At 72.1% G+C, this 24,594-nt stretch carries 18 protein-coding genes; 8 read left to right on the top strand and 10 right to left on the bottom strand.

What is annotated here, in order from left to right; genetic code table 11:
* Positions 1 to 111 precede the first annotated feature (111 nt).
* From GT045_RS25755 to GT045_RS25740, 4 genes are all read right to left on the bottom strand, one after another.
* Positions 112 to 939 carry a carbohydrate ABC transporter permease gene (locus GT045_RS25755; protein ID WP_161295880.1) on the bottom strand — a complete coding sequence of 276 codons (828 nt, stop codon included), beginning with the start codon at positions 937 to 939 and terminating at the stop codon, positions 112 to 114.
* Complete coding sequence (locus tag GT045_RS25750; protein WP_161295878.1) at positions 939 to 1,802, bottom strand: sugar ABC transporter permease; 864 nt, start codon at positions 1,800 to 1,802, stop codon at positions 939 to 941. Before GT045_RS25750 ends, GT045_RS25755 begins: the two co-directional genes overlap by 1 nt.
* The gene (locus GT045_RS25745; protein ID WP_161335616.1) at positions 1,799 to 3,172 is read right to left on the bottom strand and encodes an extracellular solute-binding protein; all 1,374 of its coding nucleotides are present in this window, start codon (positions 3,170 to 3,172) and stop codon (positions 1,799 to 1,801) included. The genes GT045_RS25750 and GT045_RS25745 overlap by 4 nt, the downstream gene beginning before the upstream one ends.
* A gap of 185 nt (positions 3,173 to 3,357) precedes the next feature.
* The gene (locus tag GT045_RS25740; protein ID WP_161335615.1) at positions 3,358 to 4,215 is read right to left on the bottom strand and encodes a 5'-methylthioadenosine/S-adenosylhomocysteine nucleosidase; all 858 of its coding nucleotides are present in this window, start codon (positions 4,213 to 4,215) and stop codon (positions 3,358 to 3,360) included.
* Positions 4,216 to 4,242: 27 nt separating this feature from the next.
* Between GT045_RS25740 and GT045_RS25735 the strand changes: the two genes are divergently transcribed.
* Positions 4,243 to 4,800 carry a hypothetical protein gene (locus tag GT045_RS25735; RefSeq protein WP_161335614.1) on the top strand — a complete coding sequence of 186 codons (558 nt, stop codon included), beginning with the start codon at positions 4,243 to 4,245 and terminating at the stop codon, positions 4,798 to 4,800.
* Positions 4,797 to 6,977 (top strand): tetratricopeptide repeat protein, encoded by a 2,181-nt coding sequence (locus tag GT045_RS25730; protein ID WP_161335613.1) that lies wholly within the window; start codon positions 4,797 to 4,799, stop codon positions 6,975 to 6,977. Before GT045_RS25735 ends, GT045_RS25730 begins: the two co-directional genes overlap by 4 nt.
* Here GT045_RS25730 and GT045_RS25725 read toward each other — a convergent pair.
* Together GT045_RS25725 and GT045_RS25720 are read right to left on the bottom strand one after the other, a co-directional pair.
* Positions 6,859 to 7,551: a response regulator gene (locus GT045_RS25725; protein WP_161335612.1), complete on the bottom strand. Its 693-nt coding sequence runs from the start codon at positions 7,549 to 7,551 to the stop codon at positions 6,859 to 6,861. The genes GT045_RS25730 and GT045_RS25725 overlap by 119 nt on opposite strands.
* Positions 7,548 to 9,356, bottom strand: coding sequence for a sensor histidine kinase (locus tag GT045_RS25720; RefSeq protein WP_237538865.1), 1,809 nt, complete (start codon positions 9,354 to 9,356; stop codon positions 7,548 to 7,550). The genes GT045_RS25725 and GT045_RS25720 overlap by 4 nt, the downstream gene beginning before the upstream one ends.
* 154 nt (positions 9,357 to 9,510) lie before the next feature.
* On the opposite strand from GT045_RS25720, the gene GT045_RS25715 reads away from it, so the two are divergent.
* Positions 9,511 to 10,899, top strand: a complete 1,389-nt coding sequence (locus GT045_RS25715; RefSeq protein WP_161335611.1) for a cation:dicarboxylase symporter family transporter — start codon at positions 9,511 to 9,513, stop codon at positions 10,897 to 10,899.
* A gap of 568 nt (positions 10,900 to 11,467) precedes the next feature.
* Here the strand turns inward: GT045_RS25715 and GT045_RS25710 are convergent.
* Entirely contained in the window at positions 11,468 to 12,082 is a 615-nt protein-coding gene (locus GT045_RS25710) for a TetR/AcrR family transcriptional regulator (RefSeq protein WP_161335610.1), read from the bottom strand.
* Between the two features lie 170 nt (positions 12,083 to 12,252).
* Here GT045_RS25710 and GT045_RS25705 point away from each other — a divergent pair, with 170 nt between their 5' ends.
* From GT045_RS25705 to GT045_RS25685, 5 genes are all read left to right on the top strand, one after another.
* On the top strand, positions 12,253 to 13,926 hold the full coding sequence (locus GT045_RS25705) for an MFS transporter (RefSeq protein ID WP_161298450.1): 1,674 nt from the start codon (positions 12,253 to 12,255) through the stop codon (positions 13,924 to 13,926).
* A gap of 131 nt (positions 13,927 to 14,057) precedes the next feature.
* Complete coding sequence (locus GT045_RS25700) at positions 14,058 to 14,816, top strand: DUF2127 domain-containing protein (RefSeq protein ID WP_161289861.1); 759 nt, start codon at positions 14,058 to 14,060, stop codon at positions 14,814 to 14,816.
* Positions 14,817 to 14,973: 157 nt separating this feature from the next.
* Positions 14,974 to 17,208: a UvrD-helicase domain-containing protein gene (locus tag GT045_RS25695; RefSeq protein ID WP_202529034.1), complete on the top strand. Its 2,235-nt coding sequence runs from the start codon at positions 14,974 to 14,976 to the stop codon at positions 17,206 to 17,208.
* Positions 17,209 to 17,681: 473 nt separating this feature from the next.
* Complete coding sequence (locus tag GT045_RS25690; RefSeq protein WP_161335609.1) at positions 17,682 to 17,882, top strand: hypothetical protein; 201 nt, start codon at positions 17,682 to 17,684, stop codon at positions 17,880 to 17,882.
* 143 nt (positions 17,883 to 18,025) lie between these two features.
* Complete coding sequence (locus GT045_RS25685) at positions 18,026 to 20,233, top strand: hypothetical protein (RefSeq protein ID WP_161335608.1); 2,208 nt, start codon at positions 18,026 to 18,028, stop codon at positions 20,231 to 20,233.
* 21 nt (positions 20,234 to 20,254) lie between these two features.
* On the opposite strand, the gene glgB is transcribed toward GT045_RS25685, so the two are convergent.
* The 3 genes from glgB to GT045_RS25670 form a co-directional block, all read right to left on the bottom strand.
* Positions 20,255 to 22,642 carry a 1,4-alpha-glucan branching enzyme gene (gene glgB, locus GT045_RS25680; RefSeq protein WP_161335607.1) on the bottom strand — a complete coding sequence of 796 codons (2,388 nt, stop codon included), beginning with the start codon at positions 22,640 to 22,642 and terminating at the stop codon, positions 20,255 to 20,257.
* A gap of 27 nt (positions 22,643 to 22,669) precedes the next feature.
* On the bottom strand, positions 22,670 to 24,094 hold the full coding sequence (locus tag GT045_RS25675) for a phosphotransferase (protein ID WP_161297704.1): 1,425 nt from the start codon (positions 24,092 to 24,094) through the stop codon (positions 22,670 to 22,672).
* A gap of 108 nt (positions 24,095 to 24,202) precedes the next feature.
* On the bottom strand, positions 24,203 to 24,594 hold a 392-nt coding region (locus tag GT045_RS25670; RefSeq protein ID WP_202516519.1), incomplete at its 5' end, for an alpha-glucosidase C-terminal domain-containing protein.

Genomic DNA, 24,594 nt, shown 5'->3' with positions numbered 1-24,594 from the left:
GGTGACTACGGTCGGTTCCGCCGAGATCACGGATCGTAGGAACGTACGGGTTGATCACGCCGAGTGAGGCGGCACTCGGTGTCAACGCCCGTGACCTGCTGCTGTCTCGTGTCACCCCTTCACGGCGCCACCCAGGGCGAACCCGCCGCCCAGCCGGCGTGCCACCAGAACATACAAAAGGATCACCGGTGTCGAATAGACCACGGAGAACGCGGCGAGCTGTCCGTAGGCCACCATGCCCCGGTTGCCGAAGAAGTCGTTGATGCTCACCGAGGCCGGCATCCGGTCCGGGGAGAGCAGCAGCATGAAGGGGACGAAGAAGTTCCCCCACATCATCACGAACGAGAACACGGTGACCACGGCGAGCCCGGGCCCCATCAGCGGCAGCACGATCCGGACCAGCGACTGCGGCGCCGACGCCCCGTCCGTCCACGCGGCCTCCTCCAGCTCCCTCGGCACGCCGTCCATGAAGTTCTTCATCAGCCAGATCGCGAAGGGAAGTTGGGAGGCGGCGAAGAAGAAGACCGTGCCCTGGAGGGTGTCGATGAGATTCACCCGGACGTACAGCGCGTACACCGGCACCATGATCGCGGTGATGGGCAGGCTCGTCGCGAACAGGATCGTCAGCAGGAACGGCCGGTTCAGCCGGGACCGGAACCGGGACAGCGGATACGCGGCGAGGGCGGCGCAGCCGACGGTCAGCGCCGTGCCGCCCCCGCACAGGACCAGACTGTTCAGCAGCGGGGTGAAGGTGATGTCGGGGGTGAGGATCGCGTCGAAGTTGTCCGGCGTGAACCCGTCAGGGACCCTGACCCGCAGCCCGGCGTGCGGGTCCACGGCGGACAGCAGCACCCACACGAGGGGCAGCGCGAAGGCGACCGCCACGGCCAGCAGCGAGATGTCGGCGGCGAGCCGCCGGGAGGCGCGCTTGCGGGGCATCAGACCTCCGTCCGCAGCAGCCGCAGATACACGACCGAGAACAGGGAGCCGACGAGCAGCAGGAGCAGGGCGACCGCGGTGCCGTACCCGATCATGCTGTTCTGGAACGCCTGCTCGTACATGAACAGCGGCAGCGTCTGGCTCCGGTCCCCCGGCCCGCCCCGTGTCATCACCCAGATGAGCCCGAAGACGGACAGTGTCTGGAGGGTGTTGAGCATCAGATTGGTGCCGATGGAGCGCCGGATCATCGGCAGCGTGATGTGCCACAGCCGCCGCCACCCGCCGGCCCCGTCCACCTCGGCGGCCTCCGTGATCTCGGCCGGGATCTCGGCGAGCGCCGCGGAGTAGACGAGCATCGAGAACGCCGTGCCCCGCCAGACGTTGGCGAAGGACACGGCGAGGATCGGCAGTGTGAAGAGCCAGTTCTGCCGGGGCAGGTGGAGCCAGTCCAGGAGGGCGTTCAAGGTGCCCTCACGGCGGAAGAACGCGTAGAGCAGGAACCCGGCGACCACCTCCGGCAGCACCCACGCGGTGACGACGACCCCGCCGACGAGGGTGCGGACGGGCTTCGACGCGCGCTTCATCAGGGCGGCCAGCGCCAGCCCCAGGGTGTTCTGCCCGATGAGCGCGGACAGGACGGTGAACACCACGGTCAGCAGGACGGCGTTCAGGAACGCGTCGTCCCGGAACGCCCGGCGGAAGTTGGCGAAGCCGACGAAGGAGGAGTGCGCCTGGCCGGTCAGCTGGAGGTCGGTGAAGGCGATCCAGCCGCAGTAGGCGATCGGCCCGGCGAGGAAGAGGAGCAGGAGGACGACGGCGGGGGCGAGGGGGAGGACCCGGACGGCCCCGTGCCCGCGCCTCACTTCCGGACCACTTGGCCGCCGGTGACGTCCGCGAGCGTGGCGTCGTACTCGCTCGCGGCCTTCGCCACGGACAGGTCACCGGTCGTGACCGCCTCCATGGCCTCCTGCACGGCGGTCGACACCTTCGGGTAGGCCGGGTACGCGGGCCGGTAGTGGGTGCTCGCCACGAGGTCGGTGAAGAACCTGATGCCGGGCTGGGCACCGGTGTACGCCGGATCGGCGGCGACGTCCTCGCGTACGGCGATCCCGGAGTTGGCGATGTACCACTTCCGGGCGTTGTCCTTGGTCTGGAGGGTCCGGATGAAGTCGAAGGCGAGGCCGGGGTTGGCCGCCTTGGCCGGGACGGACCAGGTCCAGCCCCCGGACATGCTGACCTTGCCCGGTGCCTGTCCGGCCTGTGTCGGCATGGCGGCGAGCCCCAGCTGCTTCGACCACTGCGGCCACTCGTGCCCGCTGCCCGGCAGCCAGTCCTGCGGCAGCCAGGAGCCGTCGAGGGCGATGCCGATCTTCCCCTGGGGGAGCAGCTCGCCGTTGACGGCGGTGTTGAAGTTCGGGTCGAGGGCGTCGGAGACGTCCGGCCCGAGCTTGTCCCGGTAGACGGTCTCCACGAACTCCAGCGAGTCCTTGAAGCCCTGGGACCCGGTGATCCACTTCTGGCTCCCGCTGTCGTACAGCGGATCCCGTGTGCCGTCGCCCGTGCCGTACAGGAGCATCTCGAATCCCTGCATGGTGGCCCGCTCACCCGCCGGCTTGCCGGTGTAGACGTTGAGCGGGACGACGCCGGGGACCTTCCGCTTGATGGTGCGGGCGGCGGCGAGGACGTCCTCCCAGGTCCTCGGCCGCCAGTCCGGCGGCAGCCCGGCCTTCCGGAACACCCGCCGGTCGAACCAGAGCCCGCGCGTGTCGGTCCCGTCCGGGACGCCGTACGTCTTCCCGTCCCGGCCCCTGGCCGCCGCCTTCGCGGAGTCGACGAACCGGCTCCAGTCGGGCCACTTCGCGAGGTACGGGTCGAGCGGCTTCAGGTACCCGCTGGTGATGTCGGAGTTGATGAGGAAGGTGTCCTCGTAGACCAGGTCGGGAGCGGTCCGCGGGGACCGCAGCATCTGCTGGAGCTTGGTGTAGTACTCCGCGTCCGGGGCCTTGATCGGCACGAACTCCACCTTCTTGCCCGGGTGCTCCCTCTCGAACTGCTCCTTGACGCCGGCGAGATAGGTGTCCATCACCTTGACGGAGTTGTCGGTGGACTGCTTGTAGGACACCTTGACCGTGTCCGGATCGCTCCCGGAGCCACCGCCGCAGGCGGTGAGCGCGGTGCCGGTGAGGGCGATGACGAGGAGGGGGGTGAGGGCGGCGGTGGGGCGCACGGGCATGACCTCCTGAGCACACGTGGGGGTGGCGCGGAGATTGCTGCCGTGTGAAGGTAAGAGCGGCGGTCCGGTCGGGTCAATGCGTCTGCGCGGGATTGGCGGGTCGGCGGCGATGTGCCGGGTGCGCAGGAAGTTGTTGCGGACGCGGACTCCCCTGGTGCTGCGCGTCCGGGGCGCCGGCGCGCGCCCTACGGCCGCTCGCCTTCGACCCGCTTCCCGACGACGGGTCCGTGGAAGGTGCCGCCCCGGAAGTCGATGTGGTCGCCGTCGTAGCGGGCCGGTGCTCCCTCCTCCCCGGCGCCGCCGGAACCGCCCTCCCGCAGGCGGTACTTGCGCAGCACCGCCACGGCCACCGCCGCCGCCCGTGCCGCCGCCCGCTCCTGCCAGCCCCCGGCGTCCGCCGCCGCCTTCCCGGCGTCCGCGTGGTCGCTGACGCCCCGCACGACGAGGGCGTCCCGCCCTTCCAGGTGCGCCGCGTGGGCCGCGCCCGAGCCCTCCATCTCGAACGCGACGGCGTCGTTGTAGTGCTCGTGGACGTGCCGGGCGATCCGGGACCCGGCGTCGGCGAGGACGACGTCCCCCGTGGCGACCGGCTTGAAGTGGACCCGCGGACCCGTCATGTCCCGTACGGCCGAACGCGCCGCCTGGAGCAGCGCGTGGGAGCCGGACCACGCCTCCGGCCGCACCTGGAGACCCGCCGCCGTCACCTTGCCCCCGTGGATGCCGTACACCTTCGTGCCCACCACGACGTCGCCGAGGCCGACGTCCTCCTTCAGGCCGCCGGCGACGCCCACGAACAGGACCGCCCGCGGCCGGAGCCAGCCGATGAGCGACGCGGTGAGCGCGGCGGTGTTCCTGGCCCCCTCGCCCAGCTCGGCGACGGCCACCTGCCAGGGGGAGCCGGGCAGCCGGCCCACTTCCACGAACGTCCCGTTGCCGGGGTGGACCAGTTCCTGCCGTTCCTCGACATGCGCGCGGACCGCCGCGTACTCCAGCGCGAGCGCGGTCAGGACCAGAACAGTGGGCTTCGTCTCCGGCACACTCATAAGGTACTGCCGGGGGAAGGGGCTTACGTGGTGGAACGAGACGTCACCGTGGGGCAGTTGCTGCTCAGCGAGTACCAGACCGTCAAGGACGAGCAGAAGACCCGGATCGGGTTCCGGGACAACCTGCTCTACGTCACCCTGACCGTCGTCGCGGCCGTGATCGCCGCCGCGGCCCAGGCCAGGCAGACGTCGATGCTGCTCGCACTGCCGCCGGTGTGCGTCGTGCTCGGCTGGACGTACCTCGTCAACGACCAGAAGATCTCGGCGATCGGGGCCTACGTCCGGACGGAGCTGGGACCCCGGCTGGCGGCGCTGGCCGGGGCGGAGGGCGGTGAGGTGTTCCGGTGGGAGGTGGCCCACCGGACGGACACCCGGCGGGTGCCCCGGAAGGTGCTGCAGTGCGTGGTGGACCTGCTGGCCTTCTGCGTGGTGCCGCTGAGCGCGCTGGTCGTGTACTGGGCGGCCGGCGACGTCTCCGCCGGGCTGGTGGCGGTGTCCGTGCTGGAGGCGGTCACGGTCGTGGGCCTCGGGGTGTGCGTGGTGCGGTACGCCGTGCCGTTCGGGGCGGGGGCCGCGGCCGGGTGAGCGATCACATCGACTTCCGGGGCGGCCGGTTCCGCGGGCAGGTCGTCGGCAAGGCGGAGTACCGGCAGCACGCACCGGCACCGACGGCACTGGACGCGCTGCCGCCGAGGGTGGCCGGATTCACCGGCCGCGACGACGAGTTGGGGCGGCTGCGTACCGCGCTGGACCCCGCGGCCGGTACCGGGCAGGCCGTCCTCGTCACCGCCGTGTCCGGACTCGGCGGCATCGGCAAGACGGCGCTCGCGGTGCAGGCGGCGTACGCGGCACGGGAGGCGGGGTGGTTTCCGGGCGGGGTGCTGTTCGTGGACCTCCACGGGTACGACGACGCACCGGTCACCGCCGACCAGGCACTGCGGTCACTGCTGCGGGCGCTCGGGGTCGAGCCGGAGCACATCCCGGCCACGGCGGACGAGCGGGCCGGGCTGTACCGGTCGCTGCTGGCGGGACGGGAGCCGGTGCTCATCGTGGCCGACAACGCCTCGTCGCCGGAGCAGGTGCGGCCGCTGCTGCCGGGGGTCGGGCGGCACCGGGTGCTGGTCACCTCGCGGGACCGGCTGGTCCAACTGGGGGCGCGGCTGGTGCCGGTGGACCAGCTGACGGCCGAAGCCGCGTGCGCGCTCCTCGACCGGGCGCTGCGGATCGCGGACCCGGACGACACCCGGGTCGCGGCGGCGGCGGACGCCGCGGCACGTCTGGCGGAGCTGTGCGGGCACCTGCCTCTGGCTCTGCAGATCGCGGTGGCGCTGCTGGCGGAGGATCCGGGCAAGACGGTCGAGGAACTCGCCGACGAGCTGGCCACGTCGTACGACCGGCTCACCGCCCTGGACGACGGCAACCGCAGCGTGCGCGCCGCGTTCGACCTGTCGTACCGCAGGCTTCCGGCCGAGCAGGGCCGCCTGCTGTGCCTGCTCGCCCTGGCGCCGGGGCCGGAGGTGAGCGAGGAGGTGGCCGCCGTCCTGGTCGGGGACGGGGGCCCTCCTTCGGCGGGGTTGAAGGCCCTGGCCCGCGCTCATCTGGTGGAGCGCGGGAGCGGTCCCGGTCGCTGGCGGATGCACGACCTCGTGCGTGTGTTCGGGGCGGGTGCCCTGACCGACGACGCGCAGACGCGGGATGCGGCCCGGGCACGGCTGCTCGCGCACTACCACCGCTGGGCGGACGCGGCGGACGACCGGCTGCAGTGGTTGCCCGGGAGGCCGCAACCCGAGCGCTTCGCCACCCGGGCCGAGGCACTGGCCTGGCTGGACGCGGAGCGCGCAGGGCTGGTTGCCGCGGTGCACTGGGGACGGGAGACACGGCACGCCGACACGGCCGTGCGACTGGCCCTGGTCCTGTGGGCGTACTTCGACTGGCGTCGCCACTTCGACGACTGGATCACGGTCAGCCGTATCGCCCTGGAGGCCGCCCAGCGTGCCGGGGACCGCCGCAGCGAAGCCGTGGCGTGCCAGAACCTCGGCCTCGCGCTCCAGGAGACGGGCCGCTCCGAGGAGGCGATCGAGGTTCTCACACGCGGGCGCGAATTGTGCCGGGCCATCGGGGACCGGCACGGCGAGGCCACGGCCTGGGACAACATCGGCCTCGTCCTGCGGAGCGCGGGCCGAGCGACGGAGGCGATCGATGTCCATTCCCATTCCCGTGCGCTGTTCGCGGCCGTCGAGGACCGGGACGGTGAAGCGATGGCGTGGAACAACCTCGGCAGCTCACTGCTGAAAGCGGACAGGGCCGAGGAGGCCGTCGCTGCCCACAGGCGTGCCCGCGACCTCTACCGGAAGCTCAGGGACCGCCACAACGAGGGCAAAGCCTGGTACAACCTCGGCGAGAGCCTCCGTGCGCTGAACCGCACCAGGGCGGCGATCCAGGCGTACCGGAAGGATCTGGAGATCTGCCGCGAGTTCGACGACTGGTACGGGGCCGGCCAGACACTTGGTGCCCTGGCTCTGGCCTCCGCGTACGAGCACCGGCTCGGTGAGGCGCGCTCCTACTACCTGCAGTCCGCCGACGCCTACACGCGGGCCGCCGCCCCCGCTGACGCCGCCGAAGCCCGCACTCTGGCTGAGGCGATCAGCGCCCCGGCGCTCCCCACCGGTACATCAGCTCCGGCCGCCCCACCTGCCCGTACACCGGTTTCCGTGCGGCCCGGCCTGACTCCACCAGGTGCTCCAGGTACCGCCGGGCGGTGATCCGCGAGATTCCAACGGCCTCGGCCACCCCGGCCGCCGTGAGCCCCTCCGCCGCCTCCCGCAGCGTGCCCGTCACCCGCTCCAGCGTCGGCCCGCTCAACCCCTTCGGCAGGGCGGCGGGCGACGGCGCCCGCAGGACCCCCAGGGCCCGGTCGACCTCGTCCTGCCCGCTCGCCTCGCCCACCGCCGCGTGGAACTCGGCGTACCGGACCAGCCGGTCCCGGAGCGTCGCGAAGGTGAACGGTTTGAGGACGTACTGGACGACCCCCAGCGAGACGCCCTCCCGCACCACCGCCAGATCCCGCGCCGAGGTCACCGCTATCACGTCCGCGTGGTACCCGGCCGCCCGCAGCGACCGGGCCAGCTGCAGGCCGTGCACGTCCGGCAGGTGCAGGTCCAGCAGCAGCAGGTCCACCGGCGTACGGTCCAGGATGCGCCGCGCCTGAGCGCCCGTGTGCGCCTTGCCGACCGCGACGAACCCGGGGACCCGGCCGACGTACATCACGTGCGCGTCGGCGGCCACCGGGTCGTCCTCGACGACGAGGACGCGGATGGGCTGCTGTCCGTCGCTCATCTGCCGCCGCCCATGGCCGTGCCGCCGCTCCGGAGCGCGCTGCCGTCGGTGGTCGTGCCGCCGTCCGGAGGCGGGTTGCCGTTCGCAGTCGTGCCGCCGCTCCGCAGCGCGCTGCCGTTGGTGGTCGTGCCGCGCTCCGGGGGTGTCCCACCGCTTGCGGGCTTGTCGCCCTCCGCCGACGCGCTCAGCGGCAACCGCACCTCGAACACCGCCCCGGCCTCGCCGTCCCCGCCGTGCCCGCCGTGCCCGCCGGGCTCCGCCACCGTCAACGTGCCCTCGTGGCGGGTCACCGTCTGCCGGACCAGGGCCAGCCCGAGGCCCCGGCCGCCCGGTCCGGCCGGCTTCGTGGAGAACCCCCGTCGGAACACCAGGTCGGCGTGGGCTGGGTCGACACCGGGGCCGGTGTCGCGCACCCGCAGGACCAGTTCGGCGGGCGAGGCGTACGCCGTCACGGTCACCCGTGCCCCCGCCGTCCCCTGTGCCGCGTCCACCGCGTTGTCGATCAGGTTGCCGAGGATCGTGACCAGGTCCCGGGCCGGCAGTTCGAGCGGGAGCAGGCCGTCGTCCAGGCGGCTGTCCGCCGAGACCACCAGCTCCACGCCCCGCTCGTTGGCCTGCGCGGTCTTGCCCAGCAGCAGGGCGGCCAGCACCGGTTCGCCCACCGCGGCCACCACCTGGTCGGTGAGGGCCTGCGCCAGCTCCAGCTCGGCCGTGGCGAACTCCACCGCCTCCTCGGCCCGGCCCAGCTCGATCAGCGAGACGACGGTGTGCAGCCGGTTGGCCGCCTCGTGCGCCTGCGAGCGCAGGGCCTGCGTGAAGCCGCGCTCGGAGTCCAACTCGCCCATCAGTGACTGGAGTTCGGTGACATCGCGCAGGGTGACGACCGTACCCCGCTGTTCGCCGCCGGAGACGGGGGACGTGTTCACCACCAGCACCCGGGACGCCGTCAGGTGCACCTCGTCCACCCGGGGCTCGCCGGACAGCAGCGCGCCGGTCAGCGGGGCGGGCAGGCCGAGGGCCGCCACCGAACGGCCCACGACCTCCTCCTCGGGGCCCACCGCGAGCAGTTCGCGGCCACCGTCGTTGATCAGGGCCACCCGGTACCGGCCGTCCAGCATCAACAGCCCCTCCCGGACCGCGTGCAGCGCGGCCTGGTGGTAGTCGTGCATGCGGCTCAGCTCGGTGGCGTTCATGCCGTGGGTGTGGCGGCGCAGGCGGGCGTTGATGACGTACGTGCCGACCGCGCCCAGCAGCAGGGTGCCGCCGGCCACTCCGAGCAGCGCCGCGACCTGGTCCTGCACCCGGGCGCTGATCGTCTCCACCTTGATGCCGGCGCTCACCAGCCCGACGATCCGGCCGGCGTCCGTCACGGGGGTCACCGCGCGGACGGACGGGCCGAGCGTGCCGGTGTAGGTCTCGGTGAGGGTGCGGCCGTGCTGGGCGGCGGCGATGTTGCCGAGGAAGCGTTTGCCGATCTGCTTCTGGTCGGGGTGGGTCCAGCGGATGCCGGACGGGTTCATGATCGTGACGAAGTCGACGTTCGCGTCCCGGGTGACCCGCAGGGCGTACGGCTCCAGCCGGGCCGTGGGGTCCGGGGCGCGGATCGCCGTACGCACCGAGGGGGAGTCGGCGACCGAGCGGGCGACCGCCGTGGCCTGCCGGGCGGCGGCGTCCTCGGCCTGCCGCTGGTCGCTGACGTAGGTGAACAGCGCGTACCCGGCCACGACCAGTGCGATCAGCACGGCCTGCACGGCGAACAGCTGGCCGGCGAGGCTGCGGGGCCTCGGGAGGGCGGGTAGGCGCATGTCAGCAGTGTGCCTCTCCGCTCAATCGTGAACTAAATGAACGGAAGGGTGACCGCCCTCACACGGCGGGAGATAGTCACGGCATTCCCCAACAACGCCCGGACGTGAGCCGCACGCCGGTTGTTCGCCGACGAAGACGTCAAGGAGGGCAGTCGTGGCCCCCAGCACCCCCGATACGGCACCTGCCGCACCCCGCGCGAAGCGGGACCGGACCCACTACCTGTACATCGCCGTCATCGCGGCGGTCGCGCTCGGCATCGCCGTGGGGCTGATCTGGCCCGATGCGGCGGTGGAGCTGAAGCCGCTGGGCACCGGGTTCGTGAACCTGATCAAGATGATGATCTCGCCGATCATCTTCTGCACGATCGTGCTCGGCATCGGTTCCGTGCGCAAGGCCGCCAAGGTGGGCGCCGTCGGCGGCATCGCCCTCGGCTACTTCCTGGTGATGTCGCTCGTCGCGCTCGCCATCGGCCTCGTGGTCGGCAACGTGCTGCACCCCGGTGACGGGCTGCACCTGACCGACGCGCTCAAGCAGAGCGGACACGCCCAGATCGAGAGCGACGCGCTGCCGCCCGTCGACTTCGTGCTGTCGATCATCCCGACCACGTTCGTGTCCGCGTTCACCCAGGGCCAGGTGCTCCAGACGCTGCTGGTGGCGCTGCTCGCCGGGTTCGCGCTCCAGGCCATGGGCGAGGCCGGCCAGCCGGTGCTGCGGGGTGTCGAGCACATCCAGCGCCTCGTCTTCCGCATCCTGTCCATGGTGATGTGGGCCGCGCCGATCGGTGCGTTCGGGGCGATCGCGGCGGTGGTCGGCTCCGCGGGCGTCGACGCGCTCAAGAGCCTCGCCGTGCTGATGCTCGGCTTCTACCTCACCTGTTTCCTGTTCGTCTTCATCGTGCTCGGGGCGCTGCTGCGGATCGTCGCGGGGCTGAACGTCTTCTCCCTGTTCAAGTACCTCGCCCGGGAGTTCCTGCTGATCCTGTCCACCTCGTCGTCGGAGTCGGCGCTGCCGCGGCTGATCGCGAAGATGGAGCACCTGGGCGTGAGCCGGCCGGTCGTCGGCATCACCGTGCCCACCGGCTACTCGTTCAACCTCGACGGCACGATGATCTACATGACGATGGCGTCGCTGTACATCGCGGACGCGCTGGGGACGCCGATGTCGGTCGGCGAGCAGATCCCGCTGCTGCTGTTCCTGCTGCTGGCGTCGAAGGGCGCGGCGGGCGTCAGCGGGGCCGGGCTCGCGACCCTGGCCGGCGGGCTCCAGTCGCACAAGCCGGCGCTGGTGGACGGGGTCGGGCTGATCGTCGGCATCGACCGGTTCATGAGCGAGGCGCGCGCGCTGACGAACTTCGCGGGCAACGCGGTCGCGACGGTGCTCGTGGGCACGTGGACCAGGGAGATCGACATGGTGCGGGTCCGGCGGGTGCTGGCGGGGGAGCTGCCGTTCGACGAGACGACGGCGCGGGAGGAGGGCGAGCCGACGGCTTCCGGGCCGTCCGGGGCCCGGGACGACGGGGGCAAGGAGCTGACCAGGGCTTGAGCGTCCGCCGAACCCCGAGCGTCTGCCGCGGCGGCCGAACCCTGGGCGTCTGCCGCGTCGGCCGACCCATGGGTGTCTGCCGCGGCGGCCGAACCTGGGCGTCTGCCGCGAGTGTCAGGCGGCGCGAGCGTCCGCCGCGTCGCCAGGGCCCGAGCGTCTGCCGCGGCGGCCGACCCATGGGCGTCTGTCGCGGCGGCCGAACCCTGGGCGTCTGCCGCGAGTGTCAGGCGGCGCGAGCGTCCGCCGCGTCGCCAGGACCCGAGCGTCTGTCGCGGCGGCCGAACCCTGGGCGTCCGTCGCGACCCGCCGCCGGGTGGCTGCGGGGCGCGGGTGGCTGCCGGGGCGCGGGTGGCTTGGCGCGCAGTTCCCCGCCCCTGAAGGGGCGCGGCGCGCCCTTCGGCTCCGGGCGTCCGGCCCGGCCTGAACCCGGGCCGGGCGTCCGGTTCGGTGTGTCCGGGCCCGGAGGACGGTCCGCCCTGTGTCCGGGCCGGGTGTTCGGCCCGGGCCGTGTCCCGGCCCGCGTCCCGTCTGCCGGCCGAAAGGGCGCGGAGCGCGCCGCGGCTTCGGGTCACCGCACCCCGGACACCAGCTCGGCCGCCCGTGCGGCGGGTACGCCGGCCGCCGTCAGGACGGCGACCGTGGCGGAGCGGCCCGCTTCCTCCGCCGGCACGAGGCCGTCGTTCACCGCCTCCATCACCGCGAAGAGCATCTGCTCGTGCACGTACGCGAGGGCCGGCGCGGGCAGCGGTGAGCTGAAGGCACCCTCGTCCAGCCCCCGCTGCAGCAGGCTGACCTTGTTCTCGCGCAGCGGTGCCAGGCGTTCGCGGATGCCCTGCACGGTGACCGTGCGCTGGGCCAGGGCGATCAGCAGCCGGTAGCGGTCGGCGACCGGCCACAGGGCGAGCACCGAGCGGGCCACCGCCTGCGCGGGGTCGTTCACCCCGGCGCGGGCGCGGGAGTCGGCGTCCGCCAGTGCCTCCACGGCTCCGTCCACCAGGGTGCTGATCAGCGCTTCCCGGCTGGGGAAATGGCCGTAGACCGTCCGTCGTACGACCCCTGCGGCCCGCGCGATCTGGTCCATGGACGCGTCGGGATCGCGCAGCAGTTCGGCGAGGGCGACGTCGAGGATACGGCGTCGGTTGGCGTCGGCGCGGCTGCTGTTACCCGTGGTCATGGCGGTCATTCTGCCTCCCCGGACCGTGGCCCGGGCCCCTGCCCGGGCCTTCCCGGACCACGGGGGACACCCCGGCCTGACTTGCACAGCGTTGTGCAACAACGTACATTGCACATGGTTGTGCAATTACACGCCACTGTGCAAGTCCGTCGCGTACCCCGAGGAAGGCGATCCCTGCCATGCGACTCGTCATGACCGAACCGGTCGAAAGGATGGAGCGCCCCTACGCCCGGCGCTGGTGGGCGCTGCTGGTGCTCTGCCTCAGTCTGCTGATCATCGTGATGGCGAACACCGCCCTCACGGTCGCGGCGCCCGACATGACGAAGGACCTCGGCCTCTCCAGCGCCGACCTCCAGTGGGTGATCGACGGCTACACCGTCCCCTACGCGGCGCTGATGCTGCTGCTCGGCGCCATCGGCGACAAGTACAGCCGGCGCGGCGCGCTCGTCCTCGGGCTCGTCGTCTTCGGCTCGGGTGCCGTCTTCGGCTACCTCGCCGACAGCGCGGCCACCGTCATCGCGGCCCGCGCCGTGATGGGCGTCGGCGCCGCGCTGATCATGCCGGCCACGCTCTCGCTGCTCGCCGCGACCTTCCCGCGCGCCGAGCGGGCCAAGGCCATCGTGCTGTGGACGGCCACCGCCGGCCTCGCCATCGCCGCCGGGCCGGTGGTCGCCGGCGCCCTGCTGCGCGACCACGGCTGGTCCTCCACCTTCCTGATCAACGTGCCCATCGCGGCCGTCGCCGTCGTCGCCGCCCTGGTCCTCGTGCCGCCGTCCAAGGCCGGCCACCACGACCGCATCGACTACGTCGGCGGCGCGCTGTCGGTGATCTGGACCGGCGCGCTCATCTACATGATCATCGAGGGTCCGCACTTCGGCTGGGGCGCCAAGGCCGTCGGAGCCGCCGTGACCGCTGGTGTCGGCCTGGTCGCCTTCGTCCTGTGGGAGCTGCGCCACCCGCGCCCGATCCTGGACGTGCGCCGCTTCGCCCACCGCCGCTTCGCGGGCTCCAACCTCGCCGTCGCCCTGTTCTTCCTCGCCGTCTTCGGCGCCTTCTACTACCTCACCCAGCACCTGCAGTTCGTCCTCGGCTACGACGCCCTGGAGACCGGCGTACGCATGCTGCCGCTGGCCGGTGCCGTCTTCGTCGGCTCCGCCCTGACCGGCTGGCTCACCCCCCGCGTCGGCATGAAGTGGACCGTCAGCGCCGGCATGGTCGGCGGCACCACCGCCCTCGCGCTGCTGACGCAGGTGGACGCCGGCTCCACCTACGGCGACTTCGTCGCCCCGCTGATCATCCTGGGCCTCGCCATCGGCCTCGCCCTGTCGCCCTGCACCGACGCCATCATGGGCGCGTTCCCGGAGTCCGAGCTGGGCGTCGGCGGCGCCGTCAACGACACCTCGCTGGAGCTGGGCGGCTCGCTCGGCATCGCCATCCTGGGCTCGCTGCTCGCCACCTCTTACGGCGACCACCTCTCCGACGCCACCGCGGGCAGCAAGCTCCCCGCGAGCGCCCTGGACACCGCGCAGGACTCGGTCGGCGCCGGGTACGCCGTCGCGCAGGGCATCGGCGAGAAGGCGCACGAGGCCGCCGCGCGGGCCCAGCAGGCGAGCGACCCGCAGCAGGCCGCGCAGCTCAAGCAGCAGGCCGGCGAACTCGCGGGCGGTGCCCGGCAGATGGCCGATGCGGTCGGCTCCGCCTTCTCCGACGCGGTCGCCCACACGAGCCTGGTCGGCGCGGTGATCCTCGGCATCGGCACGGTCCTGGTGGCCGTCCTGCTGCCGCGCCGCGAGGCCGCGGCGGCCGAGGTGAAGGAAGAGGAGAGGGAACTGGCGAACAGCACGGCCGACTGATCGCCGAACGCCGTCATCCACTAACGTGCCGACCCGGACCGACCGGGACGGCACGTTCGTGCGTGGCGACCCGGACCGACCGGGACGGCACGTTCGTGCGTGGCGTCGGCGACTGTACGGAGGCACGGGGGATGAAGATCGACTGGGACCGGCGGACCTGCGCGCGCAAGGGGCATGTGACCTACGCGCCCGACGACCCCCGGCTGCGGCACCGGCTGCACGCCCGGACCGCGCTCGGAGACGTCTGGCGCTGCCTGCGCTGCGGCGACTTCGTGCTCGGCGGCCCGCACGGCTCGGGGCCGGCCGCCGACGCGCCGCTCGTCCCGCGCGGCAAGGTGCTGCGGGACCTGTTCGTGCTGCGTTTCCTCGCCGTCGAGCGGGCCGTGCGCGGGGTGTTCATCGTGCTGGTCGCGGTCGCGGTGTGGAAGTTCAGCAACAGCCAGAACGCCGTGCGCCGCCTCTTCGACGAATACCTGGACGTCTTCCGCCCGGTGTTCCGGCACTTCCACTACGACCTCGACCACTCGCCGGTCGTCGGCTCCGTGCAGAAGGCCTTCGGCTACCGGCACTCCACGCTGCTGCTCGTGGCCGGCCTGCTGCTGGCCTACGCGCTGATCGAACTGATCGAGGCGGTCGGCCTCTGGTACGCCAAGCGCTGGGCGGAGTACCTGACGGTGGTCGCGACGGCCGCGTTCCTCCCGCTGGAGATCTACGAACTCACCGAGCACGTCAGCTGGCTGAAGATCGCCACGCTCGTCCTCAACATCCTCGCGGTCCTCTACATCGCCCTCACCAAGCGCCTGTTCGGGCTGCGTGGCGGCCGCCGCAGGTTCGAGGAGGAACGGCACAGCGCCTCGCTGCTGGAGGTGGAGGAGTCAGCTGGCGTCTGATCGAAAAAATCCCCCGGGCAATTGCGTCCGGGGGATTTCTTTGCGTATATTCAGTGGTTCGCGACTTCATTTTCGAAATGGTCGCGGAGAACATCACTGAGCAGAGTATATCCGGGCGGGAGCGGAATTGTCAAACACCGAATTTCCGGACGATGAATTGCGTCAGGAGCAGGAATTCATCGACGGACTGTACGCGCGCGTGGACGTGCTGCGCGGTGAGGCCGAGGACTCGGTCGCGGACGCGCTCGCCCAGGGCGACAAGCCCATGCAGGCACGGCTGGAGCGGGACATCCTGGTCGCCGAGCGGTCCGGGCTGCTCGCCGCGCTGGACGCCGTGGACGGCTCGCTGTGCTTCGGCCGGATCGACCTCACCGACGGCACGAAGCACCACATCGGCCGGATCGGACTGCGCGAGGACGACAGCGCGCGCACGCCGGTCCTCATCGACTGGCGGGCCGACGTCGCCCGCCCCTTCTACCTGGCCACCGGCCACACCCCGATGGGCCTGCGCCGCCGCCGGCACATCACCACCGAGGGCCGGACCGTCACCTCCCTGCACGACGAGATCCTGGACCTCGGCGACGCCACCCGCACCGGCCACGAGGACCACGACGCCGACGCCGTCCTGCTGGCCGCGCTGAACTCGGCGCGCACCGGCCGGATGGGCGACATCGTGCAGACCATCCAGGCCGAGCAGGACGAGATCATCCGGGCGCCCCACCGCGGCGTACTGGTCGTCGAGGGCGGCCCCGGCACCGGCAAGACCGCGGTCGCCCTGCACCGCGCGGCCTACCTGCTGTACGAACACCGGGAGCTGCTGGCCCGCCGGGCCGTCCTCATCGTCGGCCCGAACCCGGCCTTCCTCGGCTACATCGGCGAGGTGCTGCCCTCCCTCGGCGAGACCGGGGTGCTGCTGGCCACCGTCGGCGAGCTCTTCCCGGGCGTGAAGGCCACCGCCGCCGACACCCCCGAGGCGGCCGCCGTCAAGGGCCGCGCCGACATGGCGGACGCGCTCGCCGCCGCCGTACGCGACCGGCAGGCCCTGCCCGACCCGGTCATCGCGATCGAGCACGACCGCGAGGTGCTGATGCTGGACGACGGCCTGGCCGGTGTCGCCCGGGAACGCACCCGCGCGGCCGGGCTGCCGCACAACGCCGCCCGCGAGTACTTCGAGGGGCACATCCTCAACACCCTCACCGAGCTGTACGCCGAGCGCGTGGGCACCGACCCCTACGACGGCAGCAGTCTGCTCGACCCCGCCGACATCACCCAGATCCGCGACGAACTCGCCGAGAACCCCGAGGTCTGGGACGCCATCGACCGGCTGTGGCCCCGCATCACCCCGCAGCGGCTGCTCGCCGACTTCCTCGCCGAGCCGGACCGGTACCTCCCGGCCGCCGACGCCGACGCGGTCCGCCGCCCGGTGACCCGCGCCTGGACGGTCGCCGACGTGCCACTGCTGGACGAGGCCGCCGAACTGCTCGGCGAGGACGAACGGCTGGCCCGGGCGCGCGCGGAACGCGAACGCGAGACGCAGATCGCCTACGCGCAGGGCGTCCTCGACGTGTCCTACGCCTCCCGCACCTACGAGTTCGAGGACAAGGAGGACGACGACCCGGACGCCTCCGAGGTCCTGTCGGCGCACGACATCATCGACGCCGAGCGCTTCGCCGAACGGCAGGAGGAGGCGGACCACCGCAGCGCCGCCGAGCGGGCCGCCGCCGACCGCACCTGGGCGTTCGGCCACATCATCGTGGACGAGGCGCAGGAGTTGTCGCCGATGGCCTGGCGGCTGCTGATGCGGCGCAGCCCGACCCGCTCGATGACCCTGGTCGGCGACCCCGCCCAGACGGCGGAGGCGGCCGGGGCCGGCTCCTGGTCGGACATCCTCGCCCCCTACGTGGAGGACCGCTGGGAGCACACCCGCCTGGGCGTCAACTACCGCACCCCGGCCGAGATCATGGATCTGGCGGCGGCCGTGGTCCGCGCCGGGAACCCGGACTTCGAGCCGCCGAGTTCCGTCCGCTCCACCGGTGTACGGCCCTGGGTGCGGCAGGCGCCCGGTGACCTGCCCGGCGCGGTGGCGGAGGCGGTCGCCGAACTCACCCCCGCCGAGGGCCGCCTGGCGGTGATCGCCCCCCGTGCGCTGCACCGCTCCCTGGCCGCGCGCCTGGACGGCGTCACCGCGAGCGCCGAGCCCGACCTGACCCGCACGGTCGTGCTGCTCGACCCCCGCCAGGCCAAGGGCCTCGAATTCGACTCCGTCCTGGTGGTGGAGCCGGCCGCCTACGGCACGAGCGACCTGTACGTGGCCCTGACCCGCGCCACCCAGCGGCTCGGGGTGCTGCACACGGGGCAGCTGCCGCCGGGACTCGCCGCGTCCGACGGGTAGCGGCCGGACCCCGGGCTCCCCGCGACCGGTGCGGCGCACACCCTCCGCACCGGTCGCGGGTGACCGATCCGAAGGACGTGTCACGCGGCCGGATCCACCCCTCGCTAGCACTGATCCCCGGAAGGGTCAATGAGAAAGGGCCTGTCGGATCGATGGAATGACACGGTCTCTTGTTCGATGCGTACGTCCATCGAATGAAGGGTTTCCCGAGTTGGGATTTGGAACCTCTGGTCAGAGCATTCGTATCCGTCATCAGTCTGATGTCGAGGTGGCTCGCAAGGGCGGCGGCTCGAGCGATTGTGATCGAGAAACGCTATGAATTCATCGCGGATGCGCCCGAGGTGACCGTCGGACCGGTAGCGGTCTTCGCGGGGTACCGGTCCGAAGAGCGGTCGACACCGGATGACGGAGATGCAAGTCTTCTGGCTGTCCGAACCAGGGGGGTTCGGTGTCGGAACCTTTTAGGGAAGGTCATGTCCGCACTGGATGACGGCAGCTCGTCCGGCCTCGAGGGCCTGAAGCGGCAACTCGACACGATGGAGCACCGGTTGGTGGAGATCGGCGAGCACATCGAGGAGATGGGGAGGAGGCAGGAGAGGCGCAACGCCAGAGAACTCCTGTTCTCGATCCTGGGGCTGCTCCGGGGTGTCTTCTTCGATATCTTCAAGCACTGATCGAAGTTGATCGATTCGTATTGACCAGTGACGCTACTTGTTCTTTCTCCCGCCCTCACAGGTGACACCCCCACGCTCCGGTGGACGACGACCTTCCTCTCATCTTCTAATGCGGTATGCCGTTCGGAGACTTGGGGATTTAGATGGCTGACGACACACGTCCATTTCCGGCACCTGCCTCCCGGGAGGAGCAGGAGGAGTGGATCGAGGCGGTGCTACGCACCCCGGGGGTGAACGTCCCGCGAGGGGCGCTGGGCAATATCGCGCCCTTCGTCGTCGAGCCGGGCACCCTGTTGGGCGTAGCCGACGCGGCAGGCAGACGAGTGCTCGCGGACCGCGTGCTGAGCCGGATCACCACCGAGGCCGGGGACATGACCGTGGTGAACGTCCGCATGCACGGTGTCGGTGGCGTCGTCTGGGAGAACAACGAACGCATCAGCTCCGCCTGGCACTCCCTGGCGGACCCCTCAGCGGCCACGGACGACCGTCGAGCCCTGGCACGGATCCATCCTTGGACCCGGGTGACCTCCGAAGGCGGGGAGGAGGCCCTCGCGGCACTGCGGAGGTTCGTCTCCAGCAGGGAGGAGTTGGTGTCCGACGTCAGACTGGCGGTCGACGCACTGGCCAGACGGGTCGGCCACCGGCCCTACGACCTGAAGCAGGAACTCATCCTCAACGGGCAGCAGGAGCCCGGCCTGTACGTCGCCCAGCACTTCCAGCTGGAAGAGCCCCCACCGGCAGGTGAGGACGGGCGACCCCTGCACCCGGCCGAACACTGGGGGTGGATGGCCGTCCGCGGCAACAACCGGACCAAGGAGCGCCAGGAGATCTACGGGGTGAGTTCCGCGGAGGTGCTCACCGGCGTACCCCTCAAACGGCTGGGAGGGGAAGGGGAGGCCCTGGTCTTCGATCCCCACCAGTGGCTGGCACGGCTGTCGGAGACCCTCAACCAGGAGTACGCGCGGGAGGGGGAATGGGAGCCGGACAGCTCCGCCCGCGCCGTGCGGGCGAAGAACGTCGCGGTGGTCGGAGCCCAACTGGTCGTCGGGAGCACCACCCCACGCCGTCTGTACCGCATCGTGCAGATGAGCAACCGGCGGGACCACGTGCACCCGCCCCTGGGGTTCACCCAGAACGACCGGAGCCGTGCGCTCGCCCGCAGCGTTCTCGGCGCCTACGTGGCCGCCGGCCAGCTGGACGAGCAGACGGCCGAGGTCCTCTCCGGGGCAGCCCCGGTGACCGAGCTCCCGGGGGCGCCGAGCGGCGCCACCGTCAGCGAACTCCGGGACCTGCGGTCGATGATGCTGCTGCGTGAGCTGTTTCCCACCGACGGCGCCAAGCGCTTCATCATCCGGCGGGTACTGAGCGAATCCCCGCCCTCCCAGCTCACCGCCCCCGAGGTGAACCAGCGTGCCCGGGCGTGGTCGGCCCTGACGTCGGAGAGCTACCCCAAGGCCTGGAACCCGCGCATCGGCGAGGTGTTCCAGGTGTCGGAGGTGCGTACCGGTCTGGACGTCTCCCGGCGCCCCCTCCGGGAGCTCCTCGCGGTGGCCGACACGGAGGAGCAGGCATTCGAGGAGTTGGTGAGCTACCGCGCCGCGCACTGGCTGGCCGCTTTCGGCATTCTCGAGGCCGACCGCGGTTCCCTGGAGGGCCAGAAGTCCGACGAGGACGACGGCACGGAGGCGACCCGCGTCCGGCGCGGTGTCCGCAACGCGCTCAACGCCCTGCGGAACAACAGCAGGCTGCAGGCCGTCGCCCTGCTCAGGGAACTGGCGCTCGCCATGGACGCGGGCGACCGCAGACCGTTCCGCGTCAGCCGGTCCGGAGCGCCGCTTCCCGAACCGATGAGCCGCGCGTGGTTCAACCGCGAGTTCCCCAAGGAGACGGGCAAGCGGGCCGCCAGGCCCAGGGTGCCCGGTGCACGCGCCGCAGCGCCGGCCGGTGACGCCGCGGGCCTGCTTCGGTCCCAGGCCGCGACGCCCCTGGCGGCACCCGCCCGAACCGAGTTCGCCCAGCCACCGGCGGACGGGCACGACCCGGCCCCCCGGCCGGCCGCGGACGAGGGCACGCCCGAGAGGCCGGCACCGTTCCCCGGTCCCGATGTGGGGGAAGGCGCCTCGCACCTCGAGCAGTGGGCGGACGAACTCCGCGCCCGGGTCGGCCGGCTGCTCGACGCGTCACAGGACGCCAGGGAGCTGCTGGACCGCATGGCCGACCGGGCCCGGGAGGAGAACGTCCGGTCGGTGTTCAGCCGGGGGCAGGCCGACGAGATCGCCCGCCACGTCCCGCGCGTGCTGCGCACCCTGCGTGAACTCCCGGAACTGGTGGAAGCCCTGACCGAGCCGTGACGGCCCGGCCAGGCGCGCTCCTCAGGCCGGCCGCAGCCACACCGTCGACAGGGGCGGCAGGGTCAGCCGGATGCTCGCCGGGCGGCCGTGCGCGCCCTGCGGCTCCGGCTTGACCGGTTCGGGATGGGTCACCTCGCCGCCGCCGTACCGGGCCGCGTCCGTGTTCAGCGCCTCCGCCCAGGCCGGCACGTCCTCCGGCACCCCGATCCGGTAGTCGTGGCGGACCACCGGTGCCAGGTGGGAGACGGCGAGCAGCGGGGTGCCGTCGGCGTCACGGCGCAGGAACGCGAAGACGTTGTCGTCCGCGGCGTCCCCGGTGATCCACTCGAAGCCCCCCGGATCGGTGTCCCGCTGCCACAGCGCCGGGGTCGCGCGGTACACCGCGTTGAGGTCCCGTACGAGGTCCCGCACGCCCCGGTGGTCCGCCTCGGCGCCGTACGCCGGGTCCAGCAGCCACCAGTCGGGGCCGTGCGCCTCGGACCACTCGGCGCCCTGCGCGAACTCCTGCCCCATGAAGAGGAGCTGCTTGCCCGGGTGGGCCCACATGAAGCCCAGGTAGGCGCGGTGGTTCGCGCGCTGCTGCCACCAGTCGCCCGGCATCTTCGACACCAGGGACCGCTTCCCGTGGACCACCTCGTCGTGGGAGATGGGCAGGACGTAGTTCTCGCTGTAGGCGTACACCATCGAGAACGTCATCTCGCCGTGGTGGTACCTGCGGTGCACGGGATCGTGGCTCATGTACCGCAGCGAGTCGTGCATCCAGCCCATGTTCCACTTCAGGCCGAACCCGAGGCCGCCGAAGCCGCTCGGGCCCTTCTGGTGGGTGGGCCGGGTCACGCCGTCCCAGGCCGTCGACTCCTCGGCGATGGTCACCACCCCCGGGCAGCGCCGGTACACGGTGGCGTTCATCTCCTGCAGGAAGGCCACCGCGTCCAGGTTCTCCCGGCCGCCGTGCTCGTTCGGCGTCCACTGGCCCGGCTCGCGCGAGTAGTCGAGGTAGAGCATCGAGGCGACCGCGTCCACCCGCAGTCCGTCGATGTGGAACTCCTCGCACCAGTACACCGCGTTCGCCACCAGGAAGTTGCGCACCTCGCGCCGCCCGAAGTCGAACTCCAGCGTGCCCCAGTCGGGGTGGGCGGCCCGCCGCGGGTCGTGGTGCTCGTACAGGGGGCGGCCGTCGAACTCGGCGAGCGCCCATGCGTCGCGCGGGAAGTGGGCCGGCACCCAGTCCATCAGCACGCCGATACCGGCCTGGTGCAGCCGGTCCACCAGGTACTTGAAGTCGTCGGGGGTGCCGAGGCGGGCCGTCGGGGCGTAGAAGCCGGTGACCTGGTAACCCCACGACCCGCCGAAGGGATGCTCGGCGACCGGCATCAGCTCGACGTGCGTGAAGCCCATCTCGCTGACGTACGCCGGGAGCTGCTCGGCCAGCTGCCGGTAGGTCAGACCCGGCCGCCAGGAGGGCAGATGCACCTCGTAGACCGAGAAGGGCGCCTCGTGCGGCGGTGTGTCCGCGCGCCGGGCCAGCCACTCGGCGTCGCCCCACTCGTGCGTGGAGACGTGCACGATCGAGGAGGTGGCCGGCGGGACCTCGGTACGCCGGGCCAGCGGATCGGCGCGCAGGGTGCGCGAGCCGTCCGGGCGGGTGATCTCGAACTTGTACAGCTCACCCTCGCCGACGCCGGGCACGAACAGCTCCCAGACCCCGGTGCCACCCAGCGAGCGCATCGGGAAGGCGGTGCCGTCCCAGAAGGTGAACCCGCCCGTGACCCGGACGCCCCGCGCGTTCGGCGCCCACACCGCGAACCGGGTGCCGGCCACGCCCTGCCGGGTGGTGACGTGCGCGCCGAGCGCCCGCCACAGCTGCTCGTGCCGGCCCTCGCCGATCAGGTGCAGGTCCAGGTCGCCCAGGGTGGGCAGGAAACGATAGGCGTCCTCGGTCTCGTGGACCGTGCCGTCGTACGTCACGAGCAGCCGGTAGGCGGGGACGTCGGTCAGCGGCAGCAGCGCGGAGAAGAAGCCGTCGCCGTCGTCGTGCAGGTCCGCCCGCAGCTCACCGGAGACGACCGCGACCGCTTCGGCGTGCGGGCGGAAGGCACGGAAGGCGACCCCGCCGGGCACCGGGTGCGCGCCGAGGACGGCGTGCGGATCGTGGTGGGTGCCGTGCAGCAGCCGCTCGCGGTCGGCCGCGTGGACGGCGGGGGACACGGCGACCTCCAGCCCGGGCGGCGCCGGCTGCAGGGGCACCCGCGTCTTCGCCGGATCCGGTGCCCCCGGCGTCCGTGTCGGCGTCGACGTCTGTGTCGGCTCCCTCGGCTCCCTCGTCTTCTTCTCGGCCGTCGTGCCGGTGTCGGCCTTGGTCCTGGTCTTGCCTGACTTGTTCCTGGCGGCTGGCTTCTTGGACGTCACGGGTGAGTCTCCCGGGCGAGGATCGGGTCAGGTCGGGTCGGGGACGGCGAGGCGGCGGATCGCCGACAGCGGTACGGGGAGCCAGTCGGGGCGGTGCCGGGCCTCGTAGACGACCTCGTAGACCGCCTTGTCGGTCTCGTAGGCCCGCAGCAGCACCGGATCGGTGCGCGGGTCACGGCCGGACACCTCCGCGTACCCGGAGCAGTAGGCCGCACGGCAGGCGTGCGCCCACTCCGGGGCGGCCGGGTTCGCCGAGTGGGCCGCGTAGTCGAAGGAGCGGAGCATCCCCGCGACGTCCCGCACCGGCGGCTGCGGCATGCGCCGTTCGGCCAGCGGCCGGGCCGGCTCACCCTCGAAGTCGATCAGCGACCACTCCCCGGACGGCGAGCGCAGGCACTGCCCCAGGTGCAGGTCGCCGTGCACGCGCTGGGCGGTCCAGGTGCGGCCCTCGGCGGCGAGCGAGGACAGCGCCGTGTAGGCCGAGCGCAGCCCCTGCTCGTACGGCCGCAGCGCCGGCACCGCCTGCACGGCCGCCGCGAGCCGTTCGGTCATGCCGTCGACGAGCAGTTCCAGCTGGGTGTGGCCGAGCGTGACCGTAGGCAGAGCCCGGGCCAGGGCGGTGTGCACCTCGGCGGTGGCCCGGCCCAGTGCGCGGGCCTCGGCGGCGAAGTCCTCGCCCTTGGCCAGCTCGCGCAGCGCCAGCTCCCAGCCGTCGCCGGCCCCGCTGACGTAGGGCTGGAGCACGGCGAGGACGTACGGCTCCCCGCCCGGCTCGGCGCTGAGCCAGCCCGTGGGCGGGGGCACCCGGGGGCAGCCCTGACGGGCCAGGGCGAGGGGTATCTCCAGGTCGGGGTTGACACCGGGCACGACCCGGCGCAACAGCTTGAGAATGAACGTATCTCCATAGACGACGGAGGAGTTGGACTGCTCCGCGGTCATCATCCGGGCCACGAGACCCGCCCGGATCTCCTGGCGCGGATCCCGCTCGAACCGCAGGTCCCCGACCCGGGCGCGGGTGCGCAGGGCCTCCAGGAGCACCTCGGCCGGCCGGGCGTCGTACAGGGCCTCGTACACCGTGAGTCCGGTGAGCGGGCCGTCGGTCACATGTCCGATCAGCGCGGGCGCGAGCCGGGGTGGCAGCGCCTCGCGCACACCTATGAGGAGCTGGTAGCAGTCGCCCGGGTGCGGCGGGGCGCCCGGCGCGGAGGGCTGATGGACGCGCAGGAGCAGGTGGTACAGGCCCAGCCGCCCGGTGGGGGCGCCGCCCTGTTCGGGCGGGTCCGCGAGCCGGGGGGAGGGCAGCAGTTCGGTGACGGCCACCGGGGTGAAGCCGGTGACCGGGCGCCCCTTGCCCGCGAACCAGCGCTGCCGGGGCAGCCAGGTGCGCAGCAACGGGTCGAGCGAGGCGAGGAGGGAGCCGGTGGTGCCGGAGGGGGTGACCGTTTCCGCCATGGGGCGTCACGTCCTTTCCCCGGAGGTCGTCGGGGTGTTACTGATGCGTGCCCCGGGTGGGGCGGTGGAAACGCCGCACCGCCCCACCCGGCCGGAGGGTGGCCGGGACTACACGGCGTCCTGACGCAGCCGGAACCAGTAGAAGCCGTGGCCCGCGAGGGTGAGCAGGTACGGCAGTTCACCGATCGCCGGGAACCGGACCCCGCCGAACAGCTCGACGGGATGCCGGCCGCCGAACCGGCTCAGGTCCAGCTCCGTGGGCTGGGCGAAGCGGGAGAAGTTGTGGACGCACAGCACCAGGTCGTCGTCCCCTCCCTCCTCCGCCAGGGGTGCCTCGCGCAGGAAGGCGAGCACCGCGGGGTTCGAGGACGGCAGCTCGGTGTAGGAGCCGAGTCCGAAGGCGGGGTTCTGCTTCCGGATCTCGATCATGCGGCGGGTCCAGTGCAGCAGGCTGGACGGCGAGGACATGGAGGCTTCCACGTTGGTGACCTGGTAGCCGT

The sequence above is a fragment of the Streptomyces sp. SID486 genome, from assembly GCF_009865385.1.
Lineage (GTDB): Bacteria > Actinomycetota > Actinomycetes > Streptomycetales > Streptomycetaceae > Streptomyces.
Note: the sequence above shows the minus strand (reverse complement) of the source record. Positions and strands in the feature narration are given on the sequence as shown.